A 22,304-nucleotide genomic window follows, 5' to 3' on the forward strand; every position below is an offset into this window, starting at 1 on the left:
CCATGTCCGCCTTTTTCTTCTGCTTTGCCGCCTGGTCCGCGATTGCCCTGGGCATGGACCGCCACCACGAGGATGCCCTGGGCCGCGAGACCGCCACACCCCGCCTGGCGCAACTGCGTCGCGTGGGCTGGCTGCTGCTGGCCCTCTCGCTGTGGCTGGCCGCGCGGCCCCACTCCGGCCCCCCCTCATCGCTGGGTGTGACGGCCTGGACCATCGCGCTGTCGGTGGCCGCCGTGGCCGTCACCGCGGTGATGACCTGGCAGCCCCGTCGCGCGCCAACGCTGGCCGGCGCAGCCCTGCTGGCCGGGCTGGCCGCCCGGGCCGCCGGGTGGTGATGGGCTGCCCCTCCCCCGCCCGCCCCCTCTCTCCGGTTTCGTTTTCTTCCATCGCTGTGTCCCGCCCAAGGTATCCCATGCCCCTGCATCCCCTGTTCTCCGCCGTACGCACGCCTGTGACCGCGGCCCTGATCGCCGCCTTCGGCACCCCTGTTCTGGCCCAGTCCGTCCCCGGGCCCCGCGCGCCCCAGACGCTGGGCGAGGTCACCATCAAATCGGGCGCGGCGGACGACGCCTACGCCCCCGCTGCCAGCACCACGGCCACCAAGGGCAGCGCCCCGCTGCGGGATGTGCCCCAGGCCGTCAACGTGGTGCCGGGGCAGCTGCTGCGCGACCAGGGCGCGCGCTCCATGGAAGACGCGCTGCGCAACGTGCCCGGCGTGGCCATGAGCCATGGCGACGGCCAGCGCGACCAGGTGGTGATCCGCGGCTTCACGGCCATCGCCGACCAGTTCGTCGATGGCGTGCGCGATGACGCGCTGTACTTCCGCGACCTGGCCGACATCGAACGCATCGAGGTGCTCAAGGGCCCGGCCGCCGTGCTCTACGGGCGCGGCTCGTCGGGCGGGCTCATCAACCGCGTGACCAAAAAGCCCGTCTTCGGCACCACCTTTGGCGAAGCCACCGTGGGCCTGGGCAGCCACGCCTTTCGCCGCGCCACGGCCGATGTGAACCTGGGCATCAACGATGCCGCCGCCTTGCGCCTGAACCTGGCGGGCGAGGATTCGGGCAGCTACCGCGACCAGCAGTTCGTCAAACGCCACAACTTCGCACCCTCGCTGGCGCTCAAGCTCGCACCCGAGACCCAGTTGCTGCTGCAGTACACCAACGCCCGCGACCAGCGGCTCACGGACTTCGGCATCCCCGCGCTCAACGGCCGCCCCGTCAACGTGCCGGCCGGCACCTACTACGGCTCGGGCACGGCGGTGAAGGACGACACCAGCACCAGCAACGTCCAGTCCTTAACGGCCACGCTCAACCACCGCTTCAACGACGACTGGTCGGTGCGCAACGTCACCCGCGTCTATGACTACACGCTGGACCGCTACAACACCCTTCCCAGCGGCACCACCGACCCGGTCACGATGACCGTGGGCCGCACACGCAGCCTGGTCTTTCGCGACGAAAGCGGCGTGTTCAACCAGACCGACGTGACCTGGCGCAACCACCTGGGCGGGCTGCGCCAGGAATGGCTGATGGGCATGGAGCTGGGCCAGCAGAAAAAGCGCGCCGAGTCCGTCTCGGGCGGCGTGGTGGACCGCGTGAGCATCCTGAACCCCGGCAACGTGCCCACGCCTGCCATCCCCGTCAGTGCCTACACCGCCACCGGCGCCATCCCCAGCCACACCGAACAGGGCACCGTGGGCCTGTACCTGCAGGACCAGATCACCCTGGCACCGCAGTGGAAGGCCCTGGTGGGCGCGCGCTACGACGTCTTCAAGCAGGACACCCGCTTTGACCGCACCCTGGCCAGCCTTGAGCGCACCGACAAGAAGTTCAGCCCGCGCGCCGGCCTGGTCTGGCAGCCCAGTGAGCAGGTGTCGTACTACGTGTCGTACAGCAAGTCCTTCCAGCCCTCAGGCGAGACTTTCGCTCTGGCAGCCAACAACACGGCCAACGAGCCCGAGATCACGCAGAACAAGGAGATCGGCGTCAAGCTCGACCTGCTGGATGGCCGCCTCAACCTCACCGGCGCGCTCTTCCATCTGGAACGCACCAACATCAAGAACACCGACCCGTCCAACCCTGCGCGCCAGATCAACGTGGGCACGCAGCGCACCAATGGGCTGGAGCTCACCGGCAGCGGCCGGCTGTCCGGCTGGGACGTGAGCGCGGGCTACGCCTACCTCAACGGCCGCATGACGAAGTCGCTGGCCAGTGCCGCCAGCAGCCAGTTGCCCGTTGTGAACGTGCCCTCCCAGGGCAAGGTGGCCGCGCTCACGCCACGCAACTCGGCTTTCCTGTGGGCCATGAAGGATGTGGGCCACGGCCTGCGCCTGGGCGGTGGCGTGAGCCACGTAGGGGAGCGCTACACGTCGCTGACCAATCTGGTCAGCCTGCCCGCCTACACCACGGTGGATGCCGCCCTGCAGTACACGCTGGGCCAGTGGGGCCTGGACGTGAACGTGAAGAACCTCACCAATCGCAAGTACTACGTGTCGGCCCATGGCAGCAACGACAACCTGATCCTGCCCGGCTCGCCACGTGCGCTGCAGGTCACGCTGCGCACGCGCTTCTGAGTCTTTTATTTCAACCGTCATCCACCGTGCCCATGCCATGACACAACGCCGCCTTTCCACCCACCACCTTCGCGCATCCAAAGTGCCCTCATTTCCACTGACCACCATGGCCCGGATGGCCGCCTGCAGCTGCCTGATAGCCGCCACCGCCAATGCGCAGGATGCCGCCCTGCCCGAGGTGAAGGTGACCAACTCCATCGACACCACCGAAGGCACGGGCCAGTACACGGCCCGCAAGCTCAGCGTGGGCAAGATGGAGCAGGCGCCGCGCGAGATTCCGCAGTCCATCAGCGTTATCACGCGCCAGCAGCTGGACGACCGCAACGTCACCAAGGTGGAAGACGCGGTCAAGTTCAGCACCGGCATCAACGTGACCCGCTTCGATGGCGCGGGCAACTACAACACCTTCCAGTCGCGCGGCTTCGACCTGGGCTCCATCCAGCTCGACGGTGTGCCCATCCCGCAGGGCAACTACAGCACGCTGGACGCCGCCATGTACGACCGCATCGAGGTGCTGCGCGGCCCCGCCGGCATGCTGCAGGGCGGCAGCGAGCCGGGCGGCACCGTGAACCTGGTGCGCAAGCGCGCGCCGGGCAAGCTGATGCTCAACGCCGATGCGTCCGTAGGCTCCTTCGGCCTGCGCCGCGGCGAGGTGGACGTGGGCGGAGCCCTCAACGCCAGCGGCACAGTGCGCGCCCGCGCAGTGGCCGTGGCAGAAGACCGCGACAGCCATGTCGACACGCTGTTCAACAACAAGCGCATGGGCTACGGCACGCTGGAATGGGACATTGCCCCGTCCACCACGCTGTCCATCGGCGGCGCGCAGCAGCGCGTGCGCGCGTCCATCGACCAGGGCCTGCCCACCTATGCCGACGGCCGTCTGGCCAGCCTGCCGCGCAGCGCCTTCTCGGGCCTGGCGTCCAACCGCCAGGACCTGGAAACCACCGACCTCTTCGCCGAGCTGGAGCACCGCCTCTCGGGTGGCGGCACGGTGCGCCTGTCGGCCCGCGATGTGGACCGCACCGCCTTCTACAGTGCCGCCCGCGCCAACAGCGCCCTCGCCCCCAATGGCAACTTCACCATGGAAATGGTGGATGGTCTGACCCATGTGAAGACACGCAACTACGACCTGTTCGCCAGCCTGCCGGTGGACGTGGCGGGCCGCACCCACCGCCTGCTGGTGGGCGCCAGCCGCAGCGAGAACAAGAGCTACGACAACAACTTCGTCTATGGCATCCCCTCAGAGGTTAACCTGCTCACGCCCAATTACAACGCGCCCTACCCGGCTCTCGTGCTGCCCGGCTACACGGCCATCACCACGCGCAACGAGAACGCGCTGTACGGCCAGGCGCAGGTCAGCGTGGCGGACGCCGTCAAGGTACTGGCCGGCGGACGCCTGAGCTGGGCCGACGCTGTGACGCGCAGCACCAGCACCGGTGCCGCCACGAGCGTGGCCGACCCGGGCCGCCAGTTCGTGCCTTCGGTGGCAGTGCTGTACGACTTCCACCCGCAGTACACCGCCTACGCAGGCTACTCCGAGACCTTCGTGGTGCAGAGCCAGCTCGACGCGGCCAAGAACCTGCTCGCGCCACGCACTGGCAAGCAGGTGGAGTTCGGCGTAAAGGGCGAGTTCCTGGACAAGCGCCTGCAGGCGCATGCTGCCGTGTTCCGCATCATCGACGAGAACCGCGCCATGACCGACCCGAACGCGACCAATGCGTCCATCGCCGGCGGCAAGGTGCGCTCGCAGGGCTTCGAGGCCGAGGTCAGCGGCCAGCCCCAGCCCGGCTGGGACGTGGTGGCCGGCTACGCCTACAACGACACGCTCTACCTCAAGGCACCGGTGGCCCAGCAGGGCCAGGTGTTCAGCCCCGTCACGCCCCGCCACAGCGTGAACCTGTTCACGCGCTATGCCTTCACCTCGCCCGCGCTGCGCGGCTTCAGCATCGGCGGCGGCATCTCCTACCGCAGCGAGTTCTTCGCGCAGAGCGGTGCGCTGCGCATCACCCCGGGCGACTACGTGCTGGCCAGCGCCCAGGTGGGTTACCAGATCAACGACCAACTGGCGCTGAACCTCTCGGTGGACAACCTGTTCGACAAAACCTACTACGAGAAGGTCTCCAACACCTTTCGCCAGAACTTCTACGGCGAGCCGCGCCGCGTGACGCTGGCGCTCAAAGCAAGGTACTGATCACGCCCACCCTGCGGCGTTGGCAAAACCCGGCGCTCCCCAAGGACGCCGGGCCTTTTTTTGGGCATCAAAACAACAAGCCAAATACAACGCAAAAACAAATCATTCTTACTTGCATTGTAAAATTTGGGCCCAAATGCCGTCTCGGCCCTGCAGCCGTGGCGGCACTCGTCCATCGACATGACCCAAAGGGGGTCCACCGAGCCCCGAACCATGCTGTCACCCACCGCCATCCGCCGCTGGTCCTGGACCCACAAGTGGTCCAGCCTGGTCTGCACCATCTTCATGCTGCTGCTGTGCCTCACCGGCCTGCCGCTGATCTTCCACCACGAAATCGGCTACCTGCTGGGAACCGAGGTCGAGGCGCCCGCCATGCCCGAGGGCACGCCGCGCGCCAGCCTCGATACCGTGATCACCGCCGCCAAGGCCGTGCACCCCGGGCGCATGGTGCAGTTCGTCTCGCAGGCCGAGGACGACGACAAGGTCTGGTTCGTCACCCTCACGCACACGCCCGAGCCCACCGAGGACTTCAAGTCCGTGGCGGTCGATGCGCGCACGGCCAAGGTGCTGTCCGACGTGCCTACCAATCAGGGCTTCATGAACCTGATGTTCCGCCTGCACGTGGACCTGTTCGCGGGCCTGCCGGGCAAGCTGTTCCTCGGTTTCATGGGCCTGCTGCTGCTGGTGGCCATCGTCACCGGCGTGGTGCTGTACGCGCCCTTCATGCGCAAGCTGCAGTTCGGCGACGTGCGGCGCGAGCGCTCCACACGCGTGAAGTGGCTTGATCTGCACAACCTGCTGGGCGTCGTCACCTTGGTCTGGGCCCTCGTGGTGGGCGCCACCGGCATGATCAACACCTGGGCCGACCTGATGATCAAGTACTGGCAGTACGACCAGTTGTCGACCCTGCTGGCGCCATACAAGGGCAAGCCCGTGATCGCCATGGACCAGCGCGGGCCGCTGCAGCAGGCAGCGGACGCCGCGCGCACGCACGCGCCAGGCAACAAACTGTCGTTCATCGCCTTCCCCGGAACCTCGTTCTCAAGCCCGCACCACAACACCGTGTTCCTGCGAGGCGCCGAGCCCCTGACCTCGCGCCTGCTGCAGCCGGTGCTGGTCGACGCGCACAGCGGCCAGGTCACCGCCGCACCGCAGTTGCCCTGGTACCTCACGGCGCTTCTGGTCTCGCAGCCGCTGCACTTCGGCGACTACGGCGGCATGCCCATGAAGATTCTCTGGGCGCTGCTCGACATTGCCACCATCGTGGTGCTGGGCAGCGGCCTGTACCTGTGGCTGCGCCGCAGGGCGCCTGCCTCGGCCGCCGCGCCTGCAACCGCCACGGCCACCGGCCTGCCCGCTGGCGCCACGGCCACCATGGCCCGTCCGGAGCAGTCCGCATGAAAAACGCACCCACGCCGTTTCGCACCCTGTGGGGCTGGCCCATCGTGCTCGGGCTGCTCACCGCCAGCGGGCTGGCCACCGCGCTCATCTCGGATACCTGGGGCGACTGGTGGTCCTGGGTCGGCCTGGGCCTGCCCGTGGCCGTGATGGCCTGGTTCGCCTGGCGGCCCACGCCGGCCGCATCCCCAGCCGATCCCGACCCCGGCGATGACCCTGCCGCCCCTTTCTGACACCGCCCACTCCGTTCACTTCCTCTGACCGCCATGCACCACTCCCCACGCTTCCCTCTGGTCCCACGCACGCCAGCGGCCCTGGCCGCCGCCCTGCTGTGCACGCTGGCCCTGCCCGCAGCACTCGCGCAGACCGCTGCCGGCAGCGACAAGACGCTCTCCACCGTCACCGTGAACGCCAGCGCCGACGCATCGGCGCAAGGCCTGTCGCCCGCCTACCCCGGCGGCCAGGTGGCGCGCGGCGGCCGCGTGGGCATTCTGGGCACGCACGATGCGATGGAAACGCCGTTCTCCACCATCAGCTACACCAATGAACTGATCCAGGACCGCCACGCCCGCAGCGTGGGCGACGTGCTGCAGAACGACCCCACGGTGCGCGTGGCCCGGGGCTTCGGCAACTTCCAGGAGTCGTACTTCATCCGCGGCTTCATCCTGGGCTCGGACGACACGGCCTACAACGGCCTGTATGGCCTGCTGCCGCGCCAGTACATCGCCACCGAGTTGTTCGAGCGCGTGGAAGTGCTGCGCGGCGCATCGTCCTTCCTCAACGGTGCCAACCCCGGTGGCGGCGGCCTGGGCGGTGCCATCAATCTGCTGCCCAAGCGCGCCCCCAACGAGCCCCTGAGCCGGGTCAGTGTCGGCGTAGGCAGCGGTGGCCACAGTGATGTGGCAGCCGACATCGCCCGCCGCTTCGGCCCCGATGGCAGTGCCGGCATCCGCGTGAACGTGGCCTCGCACAATGGCGGCACCGCCGTCGACGACGAGAAGGCCAAGCTCGGCCTGGCCGCCGTGGGCCTGGACTGGCGCAGCCGCGATGTGCGCCTGTCGGGCGACATCGGCTGGCAGGACCACAAGCTGAACCGCACCCGCACCAACGTCACGCTCGGCGCAGTGACCGCTATGCCGACCGCACCCGACGGCAACACCAACTTCGCGCAGCCCTGGGCCTTCTCCAACGAGCGCGACACCTTCGGCACGCTGCGCGGCGAGTGGGACATCAGTTCCAACATCACCGCCTGGGCCGCTGCCGGCGCGCGCAGCGGCACCGAATCGAACTCGCTGGCCAACCTCTCGGTGGCCAATGCGGCCACCGGCGCAGGTACGACCTACCGCTTCGACAACAACCGCAAGGACAATGTGAACACCGGCGAGCTGGGCCTGCGCGGCAAGCTGCAGACCGGCAGCGTGGGCCACGAATGGGTGCTCGCGGCGTCCACATTCAGCCTGGACAAGAAGAACGCCTATGTCATGGACTTCGGCAATACCCAGGCCACCAACCTCTACAACCCGTTGTACACCGCCACGCCGGCCTACAGCGGCACCGCGCTGCGCGGCGGGGTGATGAACAACCCGCTGACCACAGGCCGCATCAAACTAAGCAGCGTGGCGCTGGGTGACACGCTGTCGATGCTGGACAAGCGCCTGCTCGTGACGCTGGGCCTGCGCCACCAGAAGTTCGACATCGCCAATTTCGCCTACGCCACCGGCGCCCAGAGCGACCGCTATGACCAAAGCCGCACCAGCCCCCTGCTGGCTGCGTTGTACAAGCTGGACAAGAGCCTGTCGGTGTACGCCAACTATGCCGAGGGTCTGAGCCAGGGCGATACCGCCCCGTCGACCGCATCCAACCGGGGTGTGATGCTGGCACCCTACGTGTCCAAGCAAAAGGAAATCGGCGTGAAGTACGACGCCGGCCGCGTGGGCGGCAGCGTCGCGCTGTTCTCCACCGACAAGCCACGCTCCGTGGTTGATGCAGCGGGCATCTTCAGCGCGAGCGGCAAGGACCGCCACCAAGGCGTGGAACTGGCCATGCAGGGCGAGGCCGTGAGCGGCCTGCGCGTGCTCGGCGGTGCCACCTGGCTCGATGCCAAGCAACAGCGCACCGGCTCGGCCCTCACCGAAGGCCAGCGCGTGATCGGCGTGCCCAAGCTGCAGGCCAACCTGGGGCTGGAGTGGGACGTGCCCGGCGTGCGCGGGCTGGCCCTGGATGGCCGCCTGGTGCACACCGGATCGAGCTATGCCAACGGCACCAACACCTTGCGCGTGGCCGGCTGGAACCGACTGGACCTGGGCGCCCGCTACCTGACCGAGATGGGCGGCAAGCTGGTCACTCTGCGCGCACGCATCGACAACGCGACCAACAAGAACTACTGGGCCTCGGTGGGCGGCTACCCAGGCTCGGGCTACCTGGTGGTGGGTGCTCCCCGCGCCTTCAGCCTGAGCGCCAGCGTCGATTTCTGATTTTCCGGTTCCCCGCCTGCAGGGGGTCGGTCAGCCACTGCCACCGGCTGCGCCCGGCGCAGCGAGCCACATACCCCGTCCCCGCTTCGGCAGGGGTGGGGCGATTGTTCGAGTCCGTTTTTTTCTGCATCCAACCCTTGAAGGGAAGACTTCCATGACATGCTCCCTGAAACCCCTGCTGGCCGCCGCCCTGCTGATCGCCGGCGCCACCACGGCCCAGGCCCACCAAGTGTGGCTCGAAAACGCCGGCGGCCAAGCCCGCCTGCACTTCGGCGAGTTCAATGACAACCTGCGCGAAACATCCCCCGGCTCGCTGGACAAGTTCAAGGGCGTGCCCGTGCTAGAGCAGCGCGCCGGCACCGCCAGCCAGAAGGTCGAGGGCAAGCTCACCAAGGACGCCTTCGCCTACACCGTGACCGGCAATGCCGACACGCTGTTCGCCGCCGCCACGTACCCGCTGATCGACCGCAGCAAGCGCAACCTGCCCGCCATGTACTGGCAGCCCTCGGCCCGCTGGGTCGCCAGCCTGGCACAACCGGTAACCCCCGGCCAGACGCTGGACCTGGTGCCCACCGGCAAGCCCGGTCAGCTCAAGGTCGTGTTCAACGGCAACCCCCTGCCCAAGGCCAAGGTACAGCTGGTCTCGCCCGCCGGCTGGAGCCGCGAAGCCGAGTCCGCCGCCGACGGCACCGTGGAGTTCCTGACCCCCTGGAAGGGCCAGTACGTGGCCGAAGTGCATCACACCGACAAGACCCCGGGCGAAGCGCAGGGCGAAAAGTACGGTGAAGCCAGCTACGTCACCACGCTGAGCTTCGTGCAGGCCGAGGGCGCCGTATCGCCACCGCTGCCACCCGCACCCGAGAAGCACTGACAACCCGCGCCCGCAAGGGCGCCAACCCCCGACACAGGTGGCTGCAGGGCCATCGAGCCTGGAAGGGGGATTTCCAGGGCATCCGGACCTGCACCCGGCCCTTTTCCTTTCGCCAGCCACTGCCACCGGCAGCCTTCACGGCGCCGGTCGTGCACCGCCATCCCCCAGCCAACCCGCCTTCGCTGCCGCATGGCCGCAGGCTTTACCACTGCATCGACGACCATGCCATCCCATTGCCTCGCGCGGCTTCCGCGCACTGCCATTGCACACGCCGCGTTCCTGATGGTCTGCAGCACCTGTGCACAGGCCCAGACCGCCACGCCCCCCGCCGCTGAAGCCACCCTCGCCCCCGTGACCGTGCAATCCGGCGCAGAGCGGGAGAACCCCACGGCGCCGGTCTCCGGCTTCGTGGCCAAACGCGCCCTGAGCGCCACCAAGACCGACACGCCGCTGCTCGAAACACCGCAGGCCATCAGCGTGGTGACGCGCGACCAGATGGAGGCCCAGGGCGTGCAGACGCTGCGCCAGGTCACGGCCTACACCGCAGGCGCGGTCTCCAACTACTTCGACAGCCGCGTGGACAGCTTCAGCGCGCGCGGCGCCAATGTGTCCCAGTACCAGGACGGCCTGCTGCGCACCTACGGCACCTACAACAGCAGCCGGCCCGACCCGTACACGCTGGAGCGCGTGGAATTTTTGCGCGGCCCGACCTCGGTGCTCTATGGCCAGGGCAGCGTGGGCGGCGTATTGAATCTCACCAGCAAGCGGCCCCAGGCCGAGACTGCACGCGAAGTGCAGGTGCAGGTGGGCAGCCATGCGCGCAAGCAGATCGCCGCCGACCTGACCGGCGCGCTCGATGCCAATGGCCAATGGCTGTACCGCCTGGTGGCCGTGGGCCGCGACAGCGGCACCCAGGTCGACCACGTGGCCGATGAGCGCGTGGTGCTGGCCCCCTCGCTGACCTGGCGCCCCAGCGCGAACACCTCGCTCACGCTGCAGGGCCTGTACCAGAAGGACAAGAGCGGATCGCTGATCGGCTTTTTCCCCTGGCAGGGCACGCAGTTGCCCAGCCCCTATGGCCAGATCCCGCGCTCGGCCTTCATCAGCGAGCCGGGCTGGGATGCGTTCAACACCGAGAACAGCTCCTGGGGCTACCTGTTCAGCCACCGCCTGAACGACGCCTGGACGGTGCGCCAGAACCTGCGCCGCACCGTGACCGAGGTGGACTACCGCACCATCTACACCAGCTTCACGGCCAATGCCGGCGCAGGCCGCCCCGCGCGCCCGGTGTTCAACAGCGACAACCGCAGCGTGGTGCGCGACGCGGTGTGGAACCTCAACACCGGCCGCATGCTGCTCATCGACACCCAGCTCGAGGGCAAGCTCAATGCGGGCGCCACGCAACACACGCTGCTGGCAGGCCTGGACATGCAGCGCAACCAATCGGGCCAGTCGGCCTGGCGTGCGCTGGCCCCGTCCATTGACGTGTACAACCCCGTCTACGGCAATTTCACAGCCCCCAATGCATCGGCCCTGGTGCGCCAGCCCGGCGTGGCGCAGCGCCAGCTCGGCTTCTATGCCCAGGACCAGATCACCTGGGGTCGATGGACGGCCACGCTGGGCCTGCGCCACGACAGCGCCAAGACCGACACCGAAGGCCGCCCCGCAGCCGCCGTGGACGACAAGGCCTGGACCAAGCGCGCCGGCGCCACCTACCAGATGGACGGCGGCTGGGCCCCGTACGTGGGTTACTCCGAATCCTTCCAGCCGCTGGGCGGCGTGGACTTCCATGGCACGCCCTACAAGCCCACGCGCGGCAAGCAGTGGGAGGCGGGCGTGAAGTGGCAGCCGCCGGGCCAGGGCATTTCGGCCTTTGTCGCCGCCTACCAGTTGCGCGAGACCAACCGCAAGACCAATGACCCGGCCAACCCGCTCAACAGCCTGCAGATCGGCGAGGTCAAGGTCACCGGGCTAGAGGCCGAGATCACCGCCAGCCTGGCCAGCCACTGGGACGCCACCCTGGCCTACGGCTACACCGATGCCAAGATTTCTCGCAGCAATGCTGGCGACCAGGGCCTGCCCGTGGCCAGCGTGCCCAGGCACACGGCATCGGCCTGGCTGTCGCACCGCTTTGCCTCCGAAGGGCGCGGCGGCTGGACCGTCGGCGCCGGCGTGCGCTACACCGGCTCGCAGTGGAGCGGCACGTCTGCCATCACCACCCCTTCGGCCACGCTGGCAGATGCCCTGCTGGCCTACGACGCGGGCGACTGGCGCCTGGCCTTCAACGTGACCAACCTGGCCGACAAGGTGCACATCACCCAGTGCCTGGCGCGGGGTGACTGCTTCTATGGGCAGGGACGCACCTACGCACTGACCTCGACCTACCGGTTCTGAGAGACTGAGAATCTTTCATCCACGCCCGCCTTGCACGCCAAAACACCCCGGATCGTCGTTGCAAATGCTCGCCATAGCCCGAGCTATGGCTGTGCTTTACGCCTAGATCCGAGGCGTTGTGGCGCGCATTTCGGACACGGCCAAAAAATTCCCAGCCTCTGAGGCACCGGTCCGGCCGCTGCTGCTGCGGCGGCGGCGTGCAAAGCAAAGCTTTCAGCCGCCGCAGGGAACCGCTAGCATGGTTGTCCGACGAGGATGTCCACGCGTTTCCCAGGGGAGGTGTCGATGAGTCTGCGCATGCCAGCCGCCCCGCACAGGGGCCGGATCCCGGGCGCCCATGCAGGGTAGCTACGACCTGGTGCTGGTGCTGCTGTCGGTCGCGACGGCGGTGGTGGCATCGTTCGTGGCGCTGGACATGGCCTCGCGGGTGGCAGCAGCCATCGGCAATGCGCGCCGCGCACTGCTGTGGCTGGGGTGCGGCGCCCTGGCCATGGGGACCGGCATCTGGTCCATGCATTTCGTGGGCATGCTGGCCTTTTCGCTGCCGGTGCCACTGGCCTACGACGCCGGCACCACGCTGGCATCCTGGCTGGTCGCCGTGCTGTCCTCGGCATTGGCCCTGCACACGGCCAGCCGGCGGCACCTGGGCTGGCAACGCCTGCTGGGTGCAGGCACGCTTATGGGCCTGGGTATCGCCGCCATGCACTACCTGGGCATGGAAGCGATGCAGATGCGCCCGCGCATCGCCTACGATCCCTGGCTGTTTGGCCTCTCGGTGCTCGTCGCCATCGCTGCCTCGAGCGCTGCGCTGCTGATCTGCTTTCGCCTGCGCCACGAAACCGTGCTGACGGGCTTTCGCAAGAAAACTGCCAGCGCACTGGTCATGGGGGCGGCCATCGCCGGCATGCACTACACGGGCATGGCGGCCGCCAACTTCGCCCCCGGCAGCGTCTGCGGCGCAGGGCCGGCCGGCATCGGTGGCAGCTGGCTGGGCTTCATCATCAGCGGGCTGGTGGCGCTGTTCCTGGTCACCACGCTGCTGATTTCTGTCTATGGCGCCATGCCACCGACCATCCGCTCGCGCCTGGTGTTCCTGGTGGTGGCGGCCAGCCTGCTCGTGTCCCTGATGGCCGTGGTGGTCATGGTCTACGACTACCAGCGCCTGCGCGAGCAGCAGGCCAGGGCGCTGGTGGTCACGGCCCGCGCCATCATTGCCACCGTGGACAAGGACCTCGCCGGTGTCGAGTCGGGCCTCAGGGTGCTGTCCACGTCCCGGTCGCTGCTGGACGGCAACCTGCCCGCCTTCCAGCTGCAGGCCGAGGATGCGCTGGGCCACCTGCACGTGGCGGCCCTCGTGCTGGAGGACGGCCATGGCAGCGTGCTGATGGACACCCGTCTGCCGCCAGGCACCCACTCCACCACCCCATCGCACGGCCCCCGCCCAGCCTCATCCTCCTTCTCGCAAGCGGCCTTTCTGCAAACCCGTTTCGAGAAGGAGACCGCTGTCACCATCGCGGTGCCCGTGGCGCCCGGAAACGCCGGCAAGGCCCCTGCTTCGGACCAGTGGCTGAGGGCCAGCCTGTGGCCCGAACGGCTGACCCAGTTGCTGAACAACCAGCACCTGGCCAGGGACTGGATCGTCTCCATCCACGACGCCGAGGGGAGCATCGTCGCGCGCAGCCACGAGATGCGGCGGTTTGTCGGTGCCAAGGGCGCCCCCCGGCTGCTGGAGCGGCTGGCCCAGGTGGATGAGGACTCGGTGGATGCCGTGACCCTGGAAGGCATTCCCGTGCTCTCGGCCTTCAGCCGCTCACCCGCCACGGGCTGGGCGGTCTCCATCGGCATTCCAGGCAGCAGCCTCAGCACCCCGCTGCTGAGCACGGTCGCGTGGCTGATCGCAGGCCTGGTGCTGATGCTGACCGCCAGCCTGCTCCTGGCCTGGCGCATCGGCGGCAGCATCGCCAATGCCGTGCAGGCCTTGACCGGGCCGGCGTTGGCCCTGGGTTCGGGCGCCCCCATCGTGGTGCCGCCCCTGGGCCTGACGGAGGCCGACAAGGTGGGCCACGCACTGCGCCAGGCCGCTCACCTGCTGGACACGGCGAAGCACGAGGCCCACCATGACATGCTGACGGGCCTGGCCAACCGGACGCTGTTCCGGCAGATCGTGCAGCAGCAGCTGGCGCAGGCCCACCGCAACGGCGGCAACGTCTCCATCCTGTTCGTCGATCTCGATGGGTTCAAGGGCATCAACGACGCCCACGGCCACGCGGTCGGCGACGCCCTGTTGCAGCAGGCCGCCCAGCGCCTGTTGCTGGAGGTGCGGGGCGGCGACCTGGTTGCACGGCTGGGGGGCGACGAATTCGCCGTGGCACTGGTGCAGCCGGGCTTGCGGGGCACGGCCAAGGTGGCTGGCAAGCTGGTGGAAAGCCTGGCATCCCCGTTCCTGATCGAGGGCCTGGTGCTGCAGATTTCCGCGAGCATCGGCGGTGCCAGCTACGGCCCGCATGCCACCACCGGCCTGGCCAGTTGCGAGGCCCTGCTGCAGCAGGCCGACAACGCCATGTACCGGGCCAAGGAGGCGGGGAAACGGCGCTTCGTCATGGCCGAGCCCCTGCGCTCCAGGTAAGGCCGGCGTGGCCCGGGCAAGCGTTTGCAGGCAACCTCGCCCGGGACTACCGCGCCAGCACGGCCACCTGCACCTCCGTGCGGGTCTGGAAACCCAGGCTTTCATAGAGCGCGATGGCCGCGTGGTTGGTGGTCCAGGCATGCAGGAACGCCTGTTCGCCACGCTGCTGGATGGCGTGCGCCACCACCGACGACAGCTGGCGCGCGAGGCCGCGCCCCCGGAAGTCGGGATGGGTGCAGACCCCGCTGACTTCCGTGGCGCCCGCAAAATGCATGCGCTCGCCAGCCATCGCGGCCAGCCGCCCCCCGATCCTCACGCCGACGAAGCGACCCATGGTGTGCGTGCGCGGCAGAAAGGGGCCGGGCTCGGTCAGTTGCGCGAGCGCCAGCATCTCGGGCGCATCCGCATCGCCCAGTGCCAGCACGGCCTCTTCTCCCCGCTCGGGCGTGACGGGCTGCATGGCCAGCATCTGCACGCCCTGGGCACTGCGCACGATCTGCAGGCCCGGCGGTACCTGCACGGGTGGAACCTGCGCCAAGTAGACGGATTCTCCCGCCCCCACCAAGTCCGCCAGCGCCGCAAGGCTGGCGCTGTCGTCATCGCGCGCGGACGCGAACAGGTTCACGTCGCGCCGGTAGCGCCTGGCGAGGTCCCTGCCTTCGGCGAGCTGCGGCGCATGCAGCAGAGAGGCCCACACAGGGCGGTCGAGTGGGCTGTTCATCGGGATGCCTTTCCTTGGAATCGCGCGGGCTGTGCCGCGATGGACACTGCGGCACGCTGCAGCAGCGAGGTATGTTCCAGGCCCGCCTCCAGCGCGGCCAGTTGTTCCAGCAGCGGGCCTTCGAGCGGTGCGCAGATCTGGGCCACCGAGGCCTCGATCACCGGCCAGACCTCGCGCCGGGCACGCTCGACCAACACATGCCCGGCCTCGCTGAGTTGCACCTTGCGGATGCGCCGGTCGTCCTTCAGGGAGCGGGATTCCACCAGCCCGCTGGCCTCGAGCCCCCGCAGTGAGCGCGTGACCACCGGCTGGCTGACACCGACCGCTGTGCTCAGTTCCCCCACGCCCAGCGGGCCATGCCGGTCCAGCGCTGCGAGCAGCGGGAAATGGGCCGCGGGCATGTCGATGCCATGCCGGGCCATGAGCGCCTGGGTCTGCGCCTGCAGGGATTCGCCGATGCGCCGAAAGCGGGTGCCGAGCGTGAGGAATCCGAGTTCCTTGACAGTGTCGTGGACCATGGTATTAATCTTTAGATATATATCATGATATGTATTTACCGAACCGGTGTCAAGCTTCGTGCAATCCGGCAGGTAGACAGGCAACCGGGCCTTCGCCCGGCTGCCAACGCGAATGGCGGTCCCCATCCGCCCGGTCCGCACGGCTTGTGCAGTCCGGGGAACGAGGGAACAGGCTCAAACGTTCATGATCGAGACCAGGCGCGTGTTCAGGTGCGCCTCGACGGCTTCGGAGCCGCCTTCGGAGCCATAGCCCGAGTCCTTCAAGCCGCCGAAGGGCAGCTCGGCCGCTGGCGCCGCGGCCTGGTTGATCCACAGCATGCCCACTTCCAGGCGCTGGGACAGCAGATGCGCGTTCTTGAGCGAGCGCGTGAAGGCATAGCCGGCCAGGCCGAAGGGCAGGCGGTTGGCTTCGGCAATCGCGTCCTCGATCTTCTCGAAACCGCGCACGGCAGCCACGGGGCCGAAGGGCTCTTCGTTGAAGATGCGGGCCGACAGCGGCACGTTGTCGAGCACGGTGGGCTGGAAGAAATTTCCTTCGCTGCCGATGCGCTCGCCGCCGGCGGACAGTTGGGCGCCCTGCTGCACGGCGTCGGCCAGCAGGTCGGCCATGGCGGTGATGCGGCGCGGGTTGGCCAGCGGGCCCATCTGCGTGCCCTGGACCATGCCGTCGCCGACCTTCAGGCCCTGGGCATGGCTGGTGAGCGCGGCCACGAACTCGGCGCGGATGCTTTCATGCACCAAAAAGCGCGTGGGCGATATGCAGACCTGGCCCGCATTGCGGAACTTGGCGCCACCGGCGGCCTTGATGGCCAGGGCCACGTCGGCGTCCTCGGCCACGATCACGGGGGCGTGGCCACCGAGCTCCATGGTCACGCGCTTCATGTGCTTGCCGGCCAGGGCCGCGAGCTGCTTGCCCACGGGCGTGGAGCCGGTGAAGGTGACCTTGCGGATGATGGGGTGCGGGATCAGGTAGTTGGAGATCTCGGCCGGGTCGCCATAGACCAGGCCCACGGTGCCGGCGGGCACGCCGGCATCGGCGAAGGCACGGATCAGCTCGGCCGGGCTGGCCGGGGTCTCTTCAGGCGCCTTGACGAGGATGGAGCAACCGGCCGACAGCGCGGCTGCGAGCTTGCGCACCACCTGGTTGATCGGGAAGTTCCAGGGCGTGAACGCCGCCACGGGGCCCACGGGGTCCTTGATGACCAGTTGCTGGGCCTTGAGGTTGCGCGAGGGCACGATGCGGCCGTAGACGCGCATGGATTCGTCGGCGAACCATTCGATGATGTCGGCAGACGCCATGGTTTCCACCTTGGCTTCGGCCAGGGGCTTGCCCTGCTCCTGCACCATGATGGCGGCGATCGCGTCCACGCGCTCGCGCATCAGCACGGCAGCGCGGCGCATGGTCTTGGCGCGGTCTGCCGCAGGGATGTCGCGCCAGGCCTCGAAGCCCTTCTGGGCGGCTTCGAGTGCACGGTCCAGGTCGGCCTTGCCGGCATGGGCCACACGGCCGATTTCCTTGCCGGTGGCGGGGTTGTGTACGGCGATGGTCTTGCCATCGGCGGCGTCCTGCCACTGGCCGGCGATGAAGAGGCGGGTATCGGGATAACTCATGCGGATGCTCCTGCGTGCAAGGGAAGTGAGGGGGATGGCCGCAAAACCAACCCATCGGTCGAGCGGCGGCACCCGGCACTATAGGCCCCTTGCAGCAGGCCGGGGCGGGCACCCCGGAAAGCCCCTGTCAAGCCCGCCCGCGACAACGACCGCTCAGGCGGGTGCCTGCGCCAGGGCTGCGCCCTTGCCATCGCCCCAGCCGCCGCCCAGCGCGCGGATCAGGCCCACGGTGGCCGTGTACTGCGCGGTGCGCACCTGCAGGGCCTGGCGGCGGTTGCGCAACTCGCTGCGGCGCGCGTCCAGCAGTTCGAGCTGGCTCACCAGGCCGTTGCGGTAGCGCGAGTCCGACAGCTGCGTGGCGCGCACGGCCGATTGCACGGCACGGCTTTGCGCCTCGGACTGGCCGGCCAGCAGGCGCAGTGCGCTCAGCTGGTCCTCCACTTCGCGAAAGGCCACCAGCACCTGGCCACGGTGGGCAGCCATGGCGGCCTCCAGCCGGGCGCGGGCGCCTTCTTCCTGCGCCTTGCGTTGGCCACCGTCGAAGATCGGCAGCGACAACAGCGCACCGATGCCCCAGGAGCGGGCCGACCACTTGAACAGGTCACCGAGCTCGGGCGAGGCCTGGCCGGCATTGCCGGTGAGCGTGATGGCCGGGAACCAGGCCGCCTCGGCCACGCCCACGCGTGCCTGCGCCGCCAGCACCGAGGCCTGGGCGGCCGACACGTCGGGCCGGCGCGCCAGCACCGTGCCGGGCACGCCGGCCGGGATCACGGGCAGGGCCGCATCGCTGGCGGCCGGTGCCACGGCAAAGCCGGTGGCCACATCCCCCACCAGCACCGCCAGGGCGTTGGACAGCAGCGCCTGCTGGCGCTCCAGGGCCAGGGCCTCGGACTCGGTGGCCGCCACTTCGGTCTGCACGCGCGCCACGTCGAGCTCGGCCACGTCACCGGCCTGAAAGCGCCGCTGCGTCAGGCGCAGCGTGTCGCGGTAGGCCGACAGGCTGCCCTGCAGCAGCAGTTGCTCGGCCTGCACCGAGCGCAGTTGCAGGTAGGTCTGCGCCACATCGGCCTGCACCATGAGGCGCGTGCTCTGCAGCAGCGCATCGCGGGACTGGGCATCCAGGCGCGCCGCATCGCTGGCCTTGGACAGGCGCCCGAACAGGTCGAGCTCGTACGAGACGTTGAGGCCGGCCGTAGTCAGCGTGGACGCCTGCGTGCTGCCCGTGGTGCCCGCACCGGCCTGGCGGCTGGCGCCGGCCGAGGCACCCACCTGGGGAGCCCGGGCCGCATCGGCCGAGCGCAGCAGCGAGCGCGCCTCGGCCAGGCGGGCCGCGGCCTCCTGGATGCTGGTGTTGCCGCTGGCTGCGCGCTCGACCAGGCTGCTGAGCACCGGGTCCTGGAAGCCCAGCCACCACTCACCGCGCGGCTGCGCCTCGGCAGGGGCGGCGGTGGTCCAGGCCGGCGCGCCATCGGCCACGCTGAAGCTGGCGGGCACGGCCACACCGGCATGCTCGGGCTGCGGCGCGATGGGTGTGCCCATGCAGCCGGCCAGCACCAGGGCCGCGACCAGCGGCGCCAGGCGCGCGGCGCGCCGCACGGTCAGGGAAGGGTCGGAAAAAATCGTAGTCGCATTCATTGCAAAGGCTCCTTTGCGCTCATTCGTCATGGCCGCGCGGTGCAGCCAATATGGGGTGGGCCACGGCGCCAGGGCCGGAGGCATCCGTCAGCGGCGCGACATGGCTGCCGTGCTGCTGCAGGGGGCGGTTGCCCGCCAGGCGGCGCAGCACCACGTAGAACACGGGCGTGAGGAACAGGCCGAAGGCCGTCACCCCGATCATCCCGGCGAACACCGCCACGCCCATGGCGCTGCGCATCTCGGCGCCGGCACCGGTGGACAGCACCAGGGGCAGCACGCCCATCACGAAGGCCAGCGAGGTCATCAGGATGGGGCGCAGCCGCAGGCGGCTGGCCTCGATGGCGGCCTGCACGGGCGTGCGCCCGGCAAACTCCAGCTCGCGGGCGAACTCCACGATCAGGATCGCGTTCTTCGCCGATAGCCCCACCAGCACGATGAGCCCGATCTGGGTGAACACGTTGTTGTCGCCCTTGCTGAGCCACACGCCGGTCATCGCGGCCAGCAGGCCCATGGGCACGATCAGGATGATGGCGATCGGCAGGGTCAGGCTTTCGTACTGCGCGGCCAGCACCAGGAACACCAGCAGGATGGCGATGGGGAACACCAGCAGGGCGGAATTGCCGGCCAGGATTTCCTGGTAGGTCAGCTCGGTCCACTCGAAGCCGATGCCCTTGGGCAGCGTTTCGGCGGCAATGCGCTCGATGGCATCCTGCGCCTGGCCCGACGAGAAGCCGGGACCGGGCTGGCCATTCACGTCGGCGGCCAGGAAGCCGTTGTAGCGCATGGCACGCTCGGGGCCGAAGCTCGGCTCGAGCTTCATCAGCGCCGACAAAGGCACCATCTCGCCCGTGGTGGAGCGCACCTTGAGCAGGCCCACGTCGTCGCTGCGGGCACGGAAGGCCGCATCGGCCTGAACGCGCACGCTGTAGGTGCGGCCGAACTGGTTGAAGTCGTTCGCGTACAGGCTGCCCAGATAGATCTGCAGCGTCTCGAAGATGTCCGTCACGGGCACGCCGAGCTGGCGCGCCTTGGTGCGGTCGATGTTCGCGTACAGCTGCGGCACGTTGACCTGCCAACTCGTGAACAGGCCGGCCAGCTCGGGGGTCTGGTAGGCCTTGGCCATGAAGGCCTTCACGGCGCCGTCCATGGCTTCGTAGCCCAGCGATGCACGGTCTTCGATCTGCAGCTTGAAGCCGCCCGTGGTACCCAGGCCCGCCACCGGTGGCGGCGGGAACATGGCAATGAAGGCTTCCTGGATGGCACCGAACGACTGGTTCAACTGGCCCGCCACCGCGCCGCCGCTCTGGTCGGCACGGGTGCGCTCGGCAAAGGGCTTGAGCGTGGCGAACACGATGCCGGAGTTGGAGCTGTTGGTGAAGCCGTTGATCGACAGGCCGGGGAAGGCGATGGCGTCTTCCACGTTGGGGTTCTTCTTCATGATGTCGCCCATGCGGCGGATCACGTCCTCGGTGCGGTCCAGCGTGGCACCGTCGGGCAACTGGGCAAAGCCGATCAGGTACTGCTTGTCCTGGCCGGGCACAAAACCGCTGGGCACGGCCTTGAACAGGCCGAAGGTCACGCCCACAAGCGCCAGGTAGATCACCAGCATCAGCGCCTTGCGGCCGATCACGCGCTTGACGCCGCCGCTGTAGGCTTCGGAGCCGCGGTGGAACACGCGGTTGAAGCCGCGGAACACGCCGCCCAGCACCTTGTCCATGCCGCGCGTGAGTGCGTCCTTGGGCTCGTTGTGGCCCTTGAGCAGCAGCGCGCTGAGCGCGGGCGAAAGGGTCAGCGAGTTGATGGCCGAGATCACCGTGGAGATGGCAATGGTGACCGCAAACTGGCGGTAGAACTGGCCCGTGAGGCCGCTGATGAAGGCCAGCGGCACGAACACCGCCACCAGCACCAGCGCGATGGCGATGATGGGGCCGGAGACTTCGCGCATGGCGCGGTAGGTCGCCTCGCGCGGGGTCAGGCCGGCCTCGATGTTGCGCTCCACGTTCTCCACCACCACGATGGCGTCGTCCACCACGATGCCGATGGCCAGCACCAGGCCGAACAGGCTCAGCGCGTTGATCGAAAAGCCCAGCAGGTGCAGCACGGCAAACGTGCCCACCACCGACACCGGCACGGCCAGCAGCGGGATGATGGAGGCGCGCCAGGTCTGCAGGAACAGGATCACCACCACCACCACCAGCGCAATGGCTTCGAGCAGGGTCTGGATCACGGACTTGATCGATGCGCGCACGAACTGCGTCGGGTCGTAGGCGATGCGGAACTCCACGCCCTCGGGCATGTTCTTTTGCAGCTCGTCCATGGTCTTGCGCACGTTGGCCGAGATGTCCAGGGCATTGGAGCCCGGCGCCTGGAACACGCCCATGCCCACGGCAGGGTCGTTGTTGAGCAGCGAGCGCAGCGAATAGTCGGCCGCGCCCAGCTCCAGGCGGGCGATGTCACGCAGGCGCGTCACCGCGCCGTCGGCGCCGGTCTTGACAATGATGTCGCCGAAGTCGTCTTCGGTCTGCAGGCGGCCCTGGGCGTTGATGGACAGTTGCAGGTCCACGCCGGGCAGGCCGGGCGATGCGCCGACCACGCCGGCAGCGGCCTGCACGTTCTGGCCACGGATGGAGGCCACCACGTCGCTGGCCGAGAGGCCGCGCTGCGCGACCTTCTGCGGGTCGAGCCAGACGCGCATGGAGTAGTCACCACCGCCGAAGATCTGCACCTGGCCCACGCCCTGGATCCGCGCGAGGCGGTCCTTGACGTTGAGCACGGCGTAGTTGCGCAGGTAGTCGATGTCATAGCGGCCGTTGGGCGAAACCATGTGCACGACCATGGTCAGGTCGGGCGCGCTCTTGACCGTGGTGACGCCCAGGCGGCGCACTTCCTCGGGCAGGCGCGGCTCGGCCTGCGACACGCGGTTCTGCACCAGTTGCTGGGCCTTGTCGGGGTCGGTGCCCAGGGCGAAGGTCACGGTCAGCGTCATCACGCCGTCGGTCGTGGCCTGGCTGCCCATGTAGAGCATGCCTTCCACACCGTTGATGGATTCCTCCAGCGGCGTGGCCACGGTTTCGGCGATGACCTTGGGGTTGGCACCGGGGTACTGGGCGCGCACCACCACCGAGGGCGGGGCCACTTCAGGGTATTCGGAGATCGGCAGGCTGCGCAGCGCGATCAGCCCCCCGAGGAAGATGAGCACCGACAGCACCCCGGCGAAGATGGGGCGGTCGATGAAGAAGCGGGATAGATTCATGGCAGGTCTTTCAGCATGGCGTGGTGTTCACGTGTGC

The 22,304-nt window shown here is 68.5% G+C and carries 14 protein-coding genes and 1 pseudogene; 10 read left to right on the forward strand and 5 right to left on the reverse strand.

The features are described 5' to 3' along the window. Positions 1-2 precede the first annotated feature (2 nt). The 10 genes and pseudogenes from ASE28_RS19665 to ASE28_RS19705 all read left to right on the forward strand — a co-directional run bounded on the left by ASE28_RS19665 (position 3) and on the right by ASE28_RS19705 (position 14,529). A complete protein-coding gene (locus ASE28_RS19665; protein ID WP_057268141.1) occupies positions 3-335 on the forward strand; it encodes a DUF3325 domain-containing protein in 333 nt (110 codons plus the stop codon). Positions 336-412: 77 nt separating this feature from the next. Next, on the forward strand, positions 413-2,575 hold the full coding sequence (locus ASE28_RS19670) for a TonB-dependent siderophore receptor (RefSeq protein ID WP_157422056.1): 2,163 nt from the start codon (positions 413-415) through the stop codon (positions 2,573-2,575). 106 nt (positions 2,576-2,681) lie between these two features. Next, a complete protein-coding gene (locus ASE28_RS19675) occupies positions 2,682-4,766 on the forward strand; it encodes a TonB-dependent siderophore receptor (protein ID WP_162262267.1) in 2,085 nt (694 codons plus the stop codon). 213 nt (positions 4,767-4,979) lie between these two features. Further along, positions 4,980-6,167 carry a PepSY domain-containing protein gene (locus tag ASE28_RS19680; RefSeq protein ID WP_200963974.1) on the forward strand — a complete coding sequence of 396 codons (1,188 nt, stop codon included), beginning with the start codon at positions 4,980-4,982 and terminating at the stop codon, positions 6,165-6,167. Next, entirely contained in the window at positions 6,164-6,397 is a 234-nt protein-coding gene (locus ASE28_RS19685; protein ID WP_057268143.1) for a hypothetical protein, read from the forward strand. Before ASE28_RS19680 ends, ASE28_RS19685 begins: the two co-directional genes overlap by 4 nt. 33 nt (positions 6,398-6,430) lie before the next feature. After that, a complete protein-coding gene (locus ASE28_RS19690; protein ID WP_057268144.1) occupies positions 6,431-8,638 on the forward strand; it encodes a TonB-dependent siderophore receptor in 2,208 nt (735 codons plus the stop codon). A gap of 154 nt (positions 8,639-8,792) precedes the next feature. Next, positions 8,793-9,509 carry a TonB-dependent receptor gene (locus ASE28_RS19695; protein ID WP_057268145.1) on the forward strand — a complete coding sequence of 239 codons (717 nt, stop codon included), beginning with the start codon at positions 8,793-8,795 and terminating at the stop codon, positions 9,507-9,509. A 282-nt stretch (positions 9,510-9,791) separates the two neighbouring features. Then, complete coding sequence (locus tag ASE28_RS19700; protein WP_235516176.1) at positions 9,792-11,903, forward strand: TonB-dependent siderophore receptor; 2,112 nt, start codon at positions 9,792-9,794, stop codon at positions 11,901-11,903. 334 nt (positions 11,904-12,237) lie between these two features. Then, a pseudogene (locus ASE28_RS33620) lies at positions 12,238-12,729 on the forward strand (MHYT domain-containing protein); the annotation flags it as partial. Between the two features lie 234 nt (positions 12,730-12,963). Next, entirely contained in the window at positions 12,964-14,529 is a 1,566-nt protein-coding gene (locus ASE28_RS19705; RefSeq protein WP_369818235.1) for a diguanylate cyclase domain-containing protein, read from the forward strand. A 46-nt stretch (positions 14,530-14,575) separates the two neighbouring features. Here the strand turns inward: ASE28_RS19705 and ASE28_RS19710 are convergent, their stop codons facing one another. From ASE28_RS19710 to ASE28_RS19730, 5 genes are all read right to left on the reverse strand, one after another. Next, positions 14,576-15,250 carry a GNAT family N-acetyltransferase gene (locus tag ASE28_RS19710; protein ID WP_057268147.1) on the reverse strand — a complete coding sequence of 225 codons (675 nt, stop codon included), beginning with the start codon at positions 15,248-15,250 and terminating at the stop codon, positions 14,576-14,578. Further along, positions 15,247-15,768: a MarR family winged helix-turn-helix transcriptional regulator gene (locus ASE28_RS19715; RefSeq protein WP_057202316.1), complete on the reverse strand. Its 522-nt coding sequence runs from the start codon at positions 15,766-15,768 to the stop codon at positions 15,247-15,249. Before ASE28_RS19715 ends, ASE28_RS19710 begins: the two co-directional genes overlap by 4 nt. A gap of 174 nt (positions 15,769-15,942) precedes the next feature. Next, complete coding sequence (locus ASE28_RS19720; RefSeq protein WP_057202313.1) at positions 15,943-17,379, reverse strand: NAD-dependent succinate-semialdehyde dehydrogenase; 1,437 nt, start codon at positions 17,377-17,379, stop codon at positions 15,943-15,945. A 153-nt stretch (positions 17,380-17,532) separates the two neighbouring features. After that, positions 17,533-19,014 carry an efflux transporter outer membrane subunit gene (locus ASE28_RS19725; protein ID WP_057268148.1) on the reverse strand — a complete coding sequence of 494 codons (1,482 nt, stop codon included), beginning with the start codon at positions 19,012-19,014 and terminating at the stop codon, positions 17,533-17,535. A 19-nt stretch (positions 19,015-19,033) separates the two neighbouring features. Continuing rightward, positions 19,034-22,267, reverse strand: a complete 3,234-nt coding sequence (locus tag ASE28_RS19730) for an efflux RND transporter permease subunit (RefSeq protein WP_057268149.1) — start codon at positions 22,265-22,267, stop codon at positions 19,034-19,036. Between the last annotated feature and the right edge of the window lie 37 nt (positions 22,268-22,304).

Origin of the sequence: Acidovorax sp. Root219, assembly GCF_001428665.1 — a bacterium.
Taxonomy (GTDB): domain Bacteria; phylum Pseudomonadota; class Gammaproteobacteria; order Burkholderiales; family Burkholderiaceae_C; genus Acidovorax.

What these genes read in the sequence shown, in the direction of transcription:
- ASE28_RS19665 (WP_057268141.1), top strand. Translation starts at nt 3, where the DNA reads ATGTCCGCCTTTTTCTTCTGCTTTGCCGCCTGGTCCGCGATTGCCCTG.
- ASE28_RS19670 (WP_157422056.1), top strand. Translation starts at nt 413, where the DNA reads ATGCCCCTGCATCCCCTGTTCTCCGCCGTACGCACGCCTGTGACCGCG.
- ASE28_RS19675 (WP_162262267.1), top strand. Translation starts at nt 2,682, where the DNA reads ATGGCCCGGATGGCCGCCTGCAGCTGCCTGATAGCCGCCACCGCCAAT.
- ASE28_RS19680 (WP_200963974.1), top strand. Translation starts at nt 4,980, where the DNA reads ATGCTGTCACCCACCGCCATCCGCCGCTGGTCCTGGACCCACAAGTGG.
- ASE28_RS19685 (WP_057268143.1), top strand. Translation starts at nt 6,164, where the DNA reads ATGAAAAACGCACCCACGCCGTTTCGCACCCTGTGGGGCTGGCCCATC.
- ASE28_RS19690 (WP_057268144.1), top strand. Translation starts at nt 6,431, where the DNA reads ATGCACCACTCCCCACGCTTCCCTCTGGTCCCACGCACGCCAGCGGCC.
- ASE28_RS19695 (WP_057268145.1), top strand. Translation starts at nt 8,793, where the DNA reads ATGACATGCTCCCTGAAACCCCTGCTGGCCGCCGCCCTGCTGATCGCC.
- ASE28_RS19700 (WP_235516176.1), top strand. Translation starts at nt 9,792, where the DNA reads ATGGTCTGCAGCACCTGTGCACAGGCCCAGACCGCCACGCCCCCCGCC.
- ASE28_RS19705 (WP_369818235.1), top strand. Translation starts at nt 12,964, where the DNA reads ATGCCACCGACCATCCGCTCGCGCCTGGTGTTCCTGGTGGTGGCGGCC.
- ASE28_RS19710 (WP_057268147.1), bottom strand. Translation starts at nt 15,250, where the DNA reads ATGAACAGCCCACTCGACCGCCCTGTGTGGGCCTCTCTGCTGCATGCG.
- ASE28_RS19715 (WP_057202316.1), bottom strand. Translation starts at nt 15,768, where the DNA reads ATGGTCCACGACACTGTCAAGGAACTCGGATTCCTCACGCTCGGCACC.
- ASE28_RS19720 (WP_057202313.1), bottom strand. Translation starts at nt 17,379, where the DNA reads ATGAGTTATCCCGATACCCGCCTCTTCATCGCCGGCCAGTGGCAGGAC.
- ASE28_RS19725 (WP_057268148.1), bottom strand. Translation starts at nt 19,014, where the DNA reads ATGAATGCGACTACGATTTTTTCCGACCCTTCCCTGACCGTGCGGCGC.
- ASE28_RS19730 (WP_057268149.1), bottom strand. Translation starts at nt 22,267, where the DNA reads ATGAATCTATCCCGCTTCTTCATCGACCGCCCCATCTTCGCCGGGGTG.